Consider the following 12180-nt stretch of genomic DNA (forward strand, 5'->3'; position numbering starts at 1 on the left):
GAGTATTACATAGCAGATCACTTGAGTTTGTAAAACCGTAGTTATGCTCGATTCAATGCTAAGATAGAAAAAATAATGATTATTAAGTTGTTGTCTGTATGAATTGGACTGAGCTCATTCAGCATTATGGATATTGGGCCATATTTGCAGGAACTTTATTTGAAGGTGAAACCGTACTGATGCTGGGTGCTTATGCGGTGCATCAGCATTTACTCAACTTTTGGTTATTACTTTCAGTGGCTATGTTGGGTAGCTTTATTGGTGATCAGTTTTATTATCAATTGGGGGTGCGTTATGGGCAAAAAATGCTTGAATCTCAGCCTGAGTTTGCCAAAAAATTTCAACGCGCCAGCCAATTCATTGATCGTTATCCTATTTTAACTATTTTGGGTATGCGCTTTGCGTGGGGGCTTCGTACTGTATTACCAATTGCAGTAGGCATAAAAGCTTACCCAATTTGGAAATATGTACTCATCAACATTGTGGCATGCTTTATCTGGGCATGGGTGGTGATTAGTGCTGGTGTGTATATCACACACGCTTTACATGCATTTTGGCAATATATATTGCCTTATGATGAAGAGCTTTATACAGTGATTGCAGTCATTGTTTGTATTGCTCTTGGTCGTGTGGTTTATGGATATAGACAAAAACTAACTCATCAACGCTCAAAAAATAAATAATATGAGCTCTACGACTAATAATTCTGTCATCAGAATAAATAGCCTTTAAGGTTCATCAACGGATTATGAGGTAAGTGTCTGAATGGTTTTAGATAAAAAAAGCCCACAGATTTGCGGGCTTATGAAGCACATATATGCCTTAAATAAAATAACTGGTTTTTGTCATTAATTTTGAAATAGCAGTCATGGTGATTTTAACAGGTGCGGGAAGGTCGACACCGCCTGCATTCAGCGCCGTATCGCGATGATGCAATTCATCAAGATTCATTTGATGTAAGATTTGATATGAGCGTTGGTCTTGTGGAGGGAGTTGGCTGATATGATGCTCTAAATGCATGCTCACTTGACGCTCAGTTTCGGCAACAAAGCCTAAACTGTATTTATCGCCTGCAATACCTGCTAAAGCACCCATACCAAAAGAAAGCCCATACCACACTGGATTAAGTAAGCTGGTATGGCTATCTAGCTCTTTTAAGCGGTCTTCACACCATGCTAAATGATCTTGTTCTTCAATAGCGGCTTGTTGCATTTCACGACGCACGTTGGGTAACTTTGCAGTCAAAGCTTGGCCATGATAGAGCGCTTGTGCGCACACTTCACCACTGTGGTTGACACGCATTAAGCCCGCAACATGACGTGCTTCGCTTACAGCTAATTGCGTATTAGTGCCGTTGGCAGGGTTCTCGCGTTGAGCAGAGGTGCTCCCTGGAACTAAACTGCGTAGCGCTTGGTCAAAAGAATGAATGAATTTGTCGAGACCTGTGTATTGACGCATGAATTAATCCTCCAACGAAACGTGCGCAGTTTTAAGCATGGGTTTTAAACGCAGCAGAAGCCAAATAGAGAAAATAGCGCTCAACACCGCGGTCATGCAGAAAAGTATTTTAATATCAATCTTCAATATACTTAAGATGATAATAGAAAATATAGCAGAAGATACCATGAAAACAGCATTTAATATGTTGTTTGCCGCAACGATACGCGCACGATGTGAGCGAGGTGAGTAGGCTTGCATCATGGCATACAGCGGTACAATATAAAAACCACCACTTATGCCCAGCAAAGTGACAGCCAGCATGACATTGTAATAACTCCATCCCCCGTGAAATACATCACTTAGGCTCAGTAGTGCACCTGTGCGTTCGGGTACAAAAGACAGGCTAGCTGCTAAATACAATGCGAATACAGTTAAGCCAATTGCACCGAAAGGCACCATTTTAATATTCACCTCTGTGCCACCAATTTTACGGCACAACAGTGAACCTAAGCCAATCCCAACAGAAAAGAAGGTCAGTAATAAACTCACGACATTTTCGGAAGCATGTAAATTTTGCTGTGTCAGCTGTGGAATTTGCGTGAGATAGGTTGCACCATAAAACCAATACCATGAGTTGCCTAATAAAATGGTAAAAATTAACGGTAGGCTTTTGGCATAGCGAAGGGTTTGGCCACTGGTACGAAAGAAGTTCCAGTCAATCTGAATGTTGGGGGAGCTGATTTTCTGTTCTAAAATAAAACGACTTGATAAATAGCCTAAGCAAGCAATAATGAGTACCGTGAGGCTAATCCAAAGTAAATTACCCTGAGACAGGGAAATAACTGCGCCACCCAATATCATACCAATCAAGATGGCCATGGAGGTGCCCGATTGAAACAGTGCATTACCAGACATAAGCTCTTGCGGTTTGAGTATTTCAGGCAAAATCGCGTATTTGATGGGTCCAAAGAAGGTGGAATGTGTTCCCATTAAAAATAGTGCGATTAATAACAGCCATAAATTGCCTAATAAAAAGCCTGCTGTGCCCAAAAGCATAATCAAAATTTCAGCAACTTTGAGCATTCGAACAAGCTGTGAACGCTCATACTTATCTGCAAGCTGTCCAGCCGTCGCAGAGAAGATGAAGTAGGGTAAAATAAACAACAAGGCTGCAAAGTTATTTAAGGTACTAATACTGGCTGTTTGTTGTTGAATCCACCCATAAGTGATTACGAGAAGTAAGGCTTGCTTATAAACGTTATCATTTAGCGCCCCAAAAAATTGGGTGAGAAACATCGGGAGGAAACGACGGCTACCAAGTAAATGTTCACTGTTCTTCATATGATATGTGCTACATAAAGTTTTATTAAGAAATGTGAGTGTTTAGTAAAACAGCGAAGAAAATCATGTAAGATACTTTAAAGCCTAGGAAAATGGCACAAATCAACTGAATTTCAGTTCTTTAACATGACTTCAATGAGTTGAAAAATCCATTTCATAAACACGTATGTTTAGAGTTCGCTATGCCAGAAAAAATAAACTTTAAAAAGACCGCGCTTCATTTAAGTATACGTCATTTGACACTCGGGCATCATAACAACAAACGTTTGTGTTTAAGTATCTTTTTAGCATTGTTTGCACAGCATACAATAGCTCAAACTGTTGAAGAACATACGCCTGTCGCAGATGCAACTCAAGTAGAAATGATGAATGCATTAAAAGCAGAAGCCAGTCAGCTAGGTGTTTCTAAAGCCGAACTTACTGAAAAAGTTGAACAACAGCTGATAGAGCCAAAGACCGTAGACAGCGTGCAAATGTTACAAGAACAACAAAACACGCAATCATCAATTGATGCCTTTAAACCGATTGAGTTTGAAGACTTAGAAAGTCTGCCTATTGAACCTATTGATCAGCAATTGGCCAATGAAATTTTTAAAGTTGCAGAAGAAGCCAAGCAGTCGGCGCAAAACTATAGAGCAACACAAAATAATGAAGTTGCCGTTGCAGACATTACCCAGCAAGAGCTTCAAGAGATTAACCAAGCACCCGTTAATGTTGATGCACTCATGCAAGCTATTCGTGCGGACAGCAATATTGTGGTCGATAAAAACGACGCAGGTGGTGAGCTAGTCGTAGGGTTGGAAGATCAAGAAACGGTAGATGATAAACAACCGAATGTATTTAAGCGCTTACTGTATAAGGTGCGCCCACCACGTCAACTCAATACAGCGAAAGTGCCACGGATTAGTGCAGACGTGGTTTTGCTCGCTTCGCAAAATGAAAGTAATGTGTCGAACAAAGATTATTTAAACGCACTAGAGAACCTCAAAGCCAATATTAAAGGTAAGTTGTCGAGTTTTACTCAAGAATCTTTTAGCGATTTCTCTTCGGCATTGCCTCAGCTCCGTGTGCTTTCTACCCAAGCTTCGCAGGCCGTTGGTTTTTATAACGCTGAGTTTAAATTTGAAAAACTGAGTGATTCAAAAGTTCGTGTGGCTGTTACGCCAAATAGCCCAGTGGTGATTCAGCAACAAAATATCGAATTTACTGGCCCAGGAGCAGATCAAGCTCAATTTAAAGTGATTGGCGTATTGCCAGACCAAGAAGAAGGTGGTGTGTTTAACCATGGTTTATACGAAAATACTAAAGTTCGTATAGATAACGCAGCCTCTAATAACGGTTACTTTGACTCATACTGGCGTTTGCACGATGTAAAAATTGCGCAACCACAAAATACCGCAGATATTAACTTACGCTTTGAAACAGGCGAACGTTATAAGCTTGGTGACGTTGAATTTAGAATGAGTGATCCTAATAAGCCGTTCCCATTGAATGAAAAAATTCTACGTAGTTTAGTAACATGGGACAGTGGCGCAGATTATGCTTTTTGGCGTGTCAATGGTTTAGCCAATAACCTTACCAACTCACGTTATTTTAATTACACTTTAGTGGATGCGGTACGTCCTGATCCAATCGAAAAAGGATTGGAATTACCCCCAGATTTACAAAAACTGGTCGATCAAAATCAACTCTCTGCCAATGATTTAGCCCTACAAGACAAAACAGCCGTAGCTTCTGACCGTGAAGTGACACAGCATGTTGTAAATGAAGAGCAATTTGCAGGTGTGACAGATCCAGTACAAAAAGCCAGCTTGCGCAGTTTAGCAGAGCAACAAGTCCAAAGAGACAATGAGCAAGATGTCCTAAAAGATCAAGCACGTGAAAGCAAAGTTGTGCCCGTGATTGTGACTTTAAATGCAGATAAGTTAAATAATACTGAAATTGGTGCAGGTTTTGGTACAGATACGGGTGTTCGTTTACGTGGACAATACCGCCGTGCCATTGTGAATGAACATGGTCACTCATTTGATGCCAATATGGAGCTGTCACAAATTCGACAGTCTATCGATGGTCGCTATAACATTCCTTATAAACACCCACTCAATGACTATATTAGTTTAGTAGGTGGTTATGAGCGTGAAGTCCGTGACAATGTGGGTGGTGATGTAAATTTATTGATTGAATCGGCAGTTGCAGGTGCAGACCGAATTATTAAAAATCCGAGAGGCCAATGGCAACAAACGTATGGCTTACGTTATCGTTTGGACCGTATTACAGAAAGTGGTTTAGCTGCTGTTGATATTGAAAAAATACCAGAAGCCTTTTTGGTGAATGCCAATAGTCAACAGCAGTCTTTGCTTGTGGGCTATGAAGTGTCTAAAACAGATACCGATAAACGTTTAAACCCAACGAGAGGCTTTAAACAAACCTATAAAGTGGAATTGGGTTCAGAAAAACTTCTAACTGATGCAGATTTGGCAATTCTAAACGCAGGTTGGCGTTTTATTTACTCTTTGGGTGAAAATGATAACCATCAATTTGTGGGTCGTGCAGATGCAGGTTATATTTTTACCCAAGACTTTAGTAAAGTGCCGTATAACTTACGCTACTTTACAGGTGGTGATCAGAGCATCCGCGGTTTTGATTATAAAAGCTTAGCTGCGTCAGAATCGGGGTACAAAATTGGTGGACAAGCCTTGGCAGTAGGTTCTTTAGAATATAACTACCAATTTAAAGAGGGATGGCGTGCTGCCATTTTTAGTGATGCAGGTAATGCATACGATAAGCAATTTAATACAAAAACAGCGTATAGCGCAGGTTTAGGTATTCGCTGGGCATCACCAATCGGGCCGATCCGTATTGATGTTGCTTCTGGCTTATCTGATGATAATCATCCAATACGAATTCATTTCTTCATTGGCTCACAATTATAAAATACGGTAATAGAGAGATTTATGGCTGATCAAGAACAGCAGCAAGAACACAATAACGTGCCAGAAGGTGTACCTAAGAGACGCCGTATTTTAAAAAGTGTCTTGCTTACGCTTGGCTTTATTATTGTATTGCTCGTAGCAGCATTGGCTGTGATGTTTTCTACGGACAAGGGCAGTAAATTTCTACTCGATCGTGTTTTAGAGCGTCAGCAAATTATTCAGTATGAATATGAAGGCGGTAATTTATGGCGTGGCATTATTTTACGTAATGTACTGGTGAGCTTAAATCCCGTCGATGTGAAAATCGATCGCGCCGATGTGAAATTGGGCTGGCGTGCAATTTTAGAGAAAGAAATTCACTTGAGTCATGCAGATGTTCGTAATCTACAGATCATCACTAAACTTCCGCCAAGTGATACACCATTTAGTTATAGTGATATCCGTTTGCCATTTGTACTACGTATAGATGATGCAGATGTAGACTATATGCTGATTAAGACCCATTCGGCAGGCGTGGATTTTTATGATATTCATTTAAATGATGCTCTGTGGTCGGGTACAAAGCTTGAGTTTAAGGACTCACGTGTTGATATGGGCTATTTAGCCGTACGTGGTGCAACGGGTTCAATGGACTTCACAGGCCGTTATCCTATTCACGCCGATGCTGTGGTGAACTTGCCTTCACTACATGAAAGCTTAAATATTCATGATATTAATGTTGCTGCGCGTGGTACTTTAGAAAGTATTCAGGCGGGTGTCGCAACCAACACGCCAGATTTGCTAACAGGCTGGGCAGTAGTACGCCCAATGGATGAACACGTGCCCATGAAAGGCGCATTAAAGTTTAAAAACTACAATTGGCCACTTTTAACAGACTTTAAACTCCATTCTAAAAATGGCGTTGCAGAGTTTCAGGGCAATATTGATCGTTTAAACTTAAATGTGCGAACGGATTTAAAAGGCGAAAATATCCCTGAAGGCCAGTACAGCGCCGTTATGCATACTGATTTGATTCATCAACTGAATATTGACGATTTAAATGCACAGTTGATGCAAGGTGCAGTCAGTGCAGGCGGTGTGGTGAGTTGGAAAGATCATGTGACTTGGGATATTCAAGGTGCATTATCCAAACTTAATCCCAAAGATAAATTAATCCCGCAAGTGGTACAGGGCTTTTTGCCACCAAGTCTAGACGGTAAAATTGGCTCTAAAGGCACGCTCGAAAATGGTTTACATTTAACTGCCTTGGTTGACTTTGATAAATACGAAACATGGAATTTAAAGTTAGACCAAAATCCAGCTAAAAATGATAAACCTCAGCCCATGCTGATGAATGTGTCTTGGCAAAATATTAACCGTGCTATGCCTTATGTTGGCTGGTTGAGTAGTGCCTCTGGTGATGCGAAATTAGCATTGGTTGAAGGCCAGCAAGATATTTTTGTTGCCACCGCTGTATCTGCACATGACAAAGGCATGCTTCCTGAAGGAAAGTATCAAGCACAATTAAATCTTAAAAATAATAATTTGAATGTGCCGAGCTTTAGCTATATTGCAAAACAAGGAACACTCAAAGGTAATGCAGTAGTACAACTGCCAGATGATAAACGCATGCTGAAGTGGACTGCGCAGTTGTATGCAAACCAATTTAATCCACAGAGTATTCTAGTTACAGCGCCTATTGATGTTTTAAATGGCCAAGTAAAAGCCAATGGTTATGCGAAGCCGAATCAGCAAATTATTCATTTAAATGCAGTGGACTTGACTGGACGTTTAGCGGGTCAGAAAGATACTGTTCGTTTGATGGGTAAGAGCACGGCTGCTTTACTTTTCCAAGATCCGAAACAAGGCGGTGCATTTAAAAGCTTTGCTGTGCAATATGATGGTGGTTTAACTGCAAGTCAGTTGTCTGCGAGTCAGGGGTTGTTAAAGTTAAATGTGGCAGGTACTCCTGAGTTAATTAAAATTTCAGAGTTACGTCATGACGGTGTTGCAGGCAAAATTTTAGCCAATGGAGTTTTAAACCTGAAAGATGGTTTGGCTTGGAACGTCAATGCCTCACTGGTGCGTTTTAAACCGCATTATTTTGCTTCGAATGTTCGTGGCGAATTATCAGGCAATGTAAAAACACAGGGTCAATGGTCAGATCGTTTGAAGCGTGTGCAGTTAGACGGTTTGAATTTGGCTGGTGTCATTAATGATAAGCCGATACGGGGCAAAGGTAATTTAGCCATAGTCATTAATTCAAATCAAAATGGCTTACTACCACAACAATTTGAAGCCAATAATTTATATTTGGCCTATGCAAGTAACCAAATACAAGCAACAGGCAATGCACAAAATTTAAGACTTAAAGTAAATGCGCCAGCTTTATATGAAATTTATCCAGGTTTAAGAGGTCGTGCATACGGTTATTTAAATATGCAGGTACAACCTCGACTACAGGCTTCTGCTAATTTAGCGATTGATAACTTTGGTTTAAATAGTTTATTTAGCATTCAAAAGGTTCGTATACGGGGGCAATTGCCAACATCGCAAACTGTACCTTCATTGTTGACTGCAAATTTAGACAATTTACGTAGTGGTAACCGTGGTATTTTGCATGCCTCACTGTCATTGGCAGGTACGCGTAATGCACATGTGCTTAAAGTGAGTGCAGAAAATAAAATTACTAAATTTGGTGTACAGTTTGCAGGTGGCTTTAATGCGCAAAATAACTGGCTAGGTCAAATTCAAAAAGGTGATTTCGATTCACTTCGTACTCGTCTGGTACAACGCCAAAATGCCTCGATTATTTATAATACAGCGCAATCTGATGTATTTATCGGTGCACATTGTTGGATGAGTCAGCAAAGTGAACTGTGCTTTGATCAACCGATTCGTGTGAGTCCTAACCGTGGTAATGTGTCATTTACCACGCGCAACGTGGATTTAAATGACTTTGCGGCTTTCATGCCTGAAGGTTTGGCATTGACGGGTAAAATCAATGGCTATGCTAAGGCTTCTTGGGCCAAAGGTTCACAACCCAAAATTGATGCACGATTACTTACACGTGACGGCGTGATGGGCTTGGCTGCAGAAGATCCGCAGTACCTTGGTTCAACCATGAAATATGACGAAGTCGCATTAGTACTCAAGAGCGTTGCGCAAGGTTTACAGCTTCGCTTAGATGTAAAAGCACCTGATATTGGTACAGGTTATGCCAATGTGGTGATTGATCCTTATAAAGAATCAAAACCTATGAATGGTGAAATTGCCTTTAACAAAGTGCAATTGAAAATTTTAAAACCATTTATTCAGGATGTGCGTTCTTTGGGAGGTACCATTTCTTATGCAGGTAAAATTAGAGGAACACTCACATCGCCATTATTAGAAGGTGAAGCGCGTATTAAAGATGGTTCAATTAGCATGATTTCATTGCCTGTGAATTTGACCAATATTCAACTGTATTCTGCGATTCGCCAAAACAATGCCTCAATTAACGGTGCATTTAATAGTGGGCGTGGTGTGGGTAAATTGACTGGTAGTGTGGATTGGAAAGATGAACCACGTATACAGCTCAGCTTAAAAGGTACGGATCTGCTCATACGTCAAGCACCACTGATTACAGCGCAAGTGACACCAGATCTAAACCTAGATGTTTACCCAATGAAAAAGCGTCTGGCACTCAATGGTACGGTCGATGTGCCACGTGCTCTAATTTCAATGCCTGAATCTTCAGTTCCAGTTACGGTTCTTTCGTCAGATGTTCGTGTGGTACATGAAGGTGATAATCAGCTGGAGATTTTAAAATCAGCGCGCCCTTGGGATATTCGCGCTGATCTCAGTGTGAGCTTGGGTAATCAAGTGATTTTCCAAGGTTTTGATAGCCGTATTCCTTTATTGGGTCGTTTGAATTTATCACAACGTGGTTTGGAAACAGCAATGCGTGCCAACGGTGCAATTGGTGTATCTAAGCGTGTGAAAATTGAAGCTTATGGCCAAAGCCTAGACTTGAACCGTGCGATTGCTCGTTTCAATGGGCCTGTATCTAATCCAACTTTAGACGTGGATGCCAATAAAACCATTCAAAGTAGTACAGTGGGCGTGCGTGTAACGGGCACAGCTTCGAGCCCGAGCATTCAAGTTTATAATGATGCGGGTTTATCTGAACAAGAAGCGATGAATGCCTTAATTACAGGACGTATTAATGAAGGTGCGACAGGTTTAAGCCAAACAGAAAGTTTCAAATCTGATGTAAATAATACCATTGCTGCTGCAGGTATTAGTATGGGCTTAGGCGGTACACGTGCTTTAACCAATCAGATTGGCCGTACATTTGGTTTAAGTGGTTTAGCATTAGATGCGCAAGGTACGGGTGATGATACGCAAGTTTCAGTGACGGGCTATATTACGCCAGACTTATTTATTCGTTATGGTGTGGGTGTATTTACACCAGTGAATAAATTAACACTGCGCTATCAAATGAATCAACGCTTGTATTTAGAAGCCAGCCAGTCTTTGGAGCGCGCGATCGACTTATTCTACAACTGGCGCTTCTAAGGGTGAGAACATTTGAATTTATATAAGTTGTTGTTATATATGTTCTTATTTGGTTGTTTGTCTACATGAAAAATAACTGTGTAGACTATATGTAGACTGTTGAGTAATTTCGGGCTTAAAATGCAAGTGTCGAATTTGTAGATTAAGTCTGAAATGAAACTCAACAAGACTAATGTTGATGCTATTGCATTGACCGAAAAAGGACAAGCCATCCATCGTGACGCAGACTTAATAGGTTTTGCAGTCCGAGTAACGACCAAAAGCAAATCTTATATTGTTGAGCGTCGACATGCTGGAAAGTTATTCCGTGTGACGATTGGTAAAACCAGCGAGATTACACCCGCTGAAGCCAGAAAAAAGGCCCAATCTATTTTAGCTGATATCTCCAATGGCGTTTTTGAAAAAAAGAAAGATATCCTAAATAATGAAATGACCCTAAGCCAGACTTTCGACCTGTATCTCAAGCAAAGAAAATTAAAGCCACTTTCAGTGAATACATACCATCACTGCATCGATACCTTCCTTCCGGACTGGAAAGAACGCCCTATATTTGAAATCAATAAAAAGGATGTGTTTGACCGTTTCATTAAACTGACCGAATACAGTCCAGCTCAAGCCAATCTCACTTTAAAAATGTTTGGATCTATGTGGCGCTTCGCCCAAGTGCATTGCTCCACAGATGAGAATCCAATTTTAAAGCACAATCCAGTCGATGTAATTCCGGCAAAACGGGGATGGAATAAAACAAAAGCTAGGACTCGCCACCTTGATGAAAGTAGCATCCATACTTTTTATAATGCAGTTCTTAATTACTTTACCGAACGGTCTTTGTATGAGGATGCCTCAAAAAATGCCGTAAGAGATTTAGTGTTATTTATTATGTATACCGGGTGTCGTAGAAATGAAGCCCAGACACTGAAATGGGAAAATGTAGATATTGAGAAGGGCTTGTTTGTTTTTAAGGACCCGAAAAACGGGGATGATCATTTGTTGCCAATGGGTGATCATTTATTTGAAATTATAAAGAAGCGTTATGAGCTACGTCGAAATGACTATGTTTTTCCTGGCTCAAGCATGACTTCAAGCGCAAAACATATCGCAGGTGCTCAAGGTTTATTGAATACGATTAACAAGCAGACAGGTATTGAAATATCCCTGCATGATTTGCGTCGAACCTTTGCCACAATTTGCAACAACTTGGATTATGGCCCGTATACCATCAAGCGACTTTTAAATCATCGCTCAGGCGCTAAAAATGATGTGACTGGTGGATATGTTCAGGTTTCACTTAAAAAATTACGGCTTGCAATGAATGACATTGAAGCCGTGTATCAGGGAAAACTAAATTGCTTCGATTAAGAGGCAAGTTGAGCGGTATTCATTACAGTTTGTCGCTCTTGGTAGGCTAGGACGTCTGACTTTTTGTAAGTGACGCAACGACCAACCTTGGTGTATGGAATGCCACCACCTACACAGCGTAAGCGCTGTAAGGTATGTGTAGAACAGGATAGGTAAATTGCTATATATTCCTGTGTGAATAATTGTTGATCTGGTGCAGCAAGGAAGCGATCTAAACAGATGTCTTTGTCTTGCTGTGACATTTCACTAAATTTAACCTTACTCATGACACCTCCTTTAAACTTTTAACTACAGAACTTGGTAAAGGATCTTTATCTGTATACCAATAGATATCCATCACGCCACCTTCGCTAAATTGATTTGACGTTGTACTTCCACAAATTTACACATCATTGAATTATCCAGCTCTTCAACCCATGCTTTGCCATATTTCAACCACTGCAAGCTAAATAATTTAAAGCGCTCAATCAGATATTCATTCATAGCGTAATCGGGTTGGATCGAGCCACGTTTCGCAAGAATTTCACCAGTCTTCGAACCTTTTTTAATAACCACACGATCCTTTTTG

Annotated in this window: 7 protein-coding genes and 1 pseudogene; 4 read left to right on the forward strand and 4 right to left on the reverse strand. The window is 40.5% G+C overall.

Annotated elements, in window-relative coordinates; genetic code table 11:
• The first annotated feature begins 98 nt into the window (after nucleotides 1-98).
• Nucleotides 99-683: a DedA family protein gene (locus tag D9K81_RS16105; protein WP_227602074.1), complete on the forward strand. Its 585-nt coding sequence runs from the start codon at nucleotides 99-101 to the stop codon at nucleotides 681-683.
• A 139-nt stretch (nucleotides 684-822) separates the two neighbouring features.
• Here D9K81_RS16105 and coq7 read toward each other — a convergent pair whose 3' ends face one another.
• Entirely contained in the window at nucleotides 823-1458 is a 636-nt protein-coding gene (gene coq7 / locus D9K81_RS16110; protein ID WP_120374821.1) for a 2-polyprenyl-3-methyl-6-methoxy-1,4-benzoquinone monooxygenase, read from the reverse strand.
• A 3-nt stretch (nucleotides 1459-1461) separates the two neighbouring features.
• On the reverse strand, nucleotides 1462-2781 hold the full coding sequence (locus D9K81_RS16115; protein ID WP_120374822.1) for an MFS transporter: 1320 nt from the start codon (nucleotides 2779-2781) through the stop codon (nucleotides 1462-1464).
• 182 nt (nucleotides 2782-2963) lie between these two features.
• Here D9K81_RS16115 and D9K81_RS16120 point away from each other — a divergent pair, with 182 nt between their 5' ends.
• From D9K81_RS16120 to D9K81_RS16130, 3 genes are all read left to right on the forward strand, one after another.
• Nucleotides 2964-5714 carry an autotransporter assembly complex protein TamA gene (locus D9K81_RS16120; protein ID WP_120374823.1) on the forward strand — a complete coding sequence of 917 codons (2751 nt, stop codon included), beginning with the start codon at nucleotides 2964-2966 and terminating at the stop codon, nucleotides 5712-5714.
• 21 nt (nucleotides 5715-5735) lie between these two features.
• Nucleotides 5736-10253: a translocation/assembly module TamB domain-containing protein gene (locus D9K81_RS16125; RefSeq protein WP_120374824.1), complete on the forward strand. Its 4518-nt coding sequence runs from the start codon at nucleotides 5736-5738 to the stop codon at nucleotides 10251-10253.
• 153 nt (nucleotides 10254-10406) lie between these two features.
• Nucleotides 10407-11612: a tyrosine-type recombinase/integrase gene (locus D9K81_RS16130; protein ID WP_120374825.1), complete on the forward strand. Its 1206-nt coding sequence runs from the start codon at nucleotides 10407-10409 to the stop codon at nucleotides 11610-11612.
• Here D9K81_RS16130 and D9K81_RS16135 read toward each other — a convergent pair.
• Both D9K81_RS16135 and D9K81_RS16140 read right to left on the reverse strand, forming a co-directional pair.
• The gene (locus tag D9K81_RS16135; protein WP_120374826.1) at nucleotides 11609-11878 is read right to left on the reverse strand and encodes a helix-turn-helix domain-containing protein; all 270 of its coding nucleotides are present in this window, start codon (nucleotides 11876-11878) and stop codon (nucleotides 11609-11611) included. The two genes, D9K81_RS16130 and D9K81_RS16135, sit on opposite strands and share 4 nt — an antisense overlap.
• Nucleotides 11879-11948: 70 nt before the next feature.
• Nucleotides 11949-12180 (reverse strand): annotated as a pseudogene (locus tag D9K81_RS16140) (hypothetical protein); the annotation flags it as partial.

This window comes from Acinetobacter chengduensis, assembly GCF_003664645.1.
GTDB classification, from domain to species: domain Bacteria; phylum Pseudomonadota; class Gammaproteobacteria; order Pseudomonadales; family Moraxellaceae; genus Acinetobacter; species Acinetobacter chengduensis.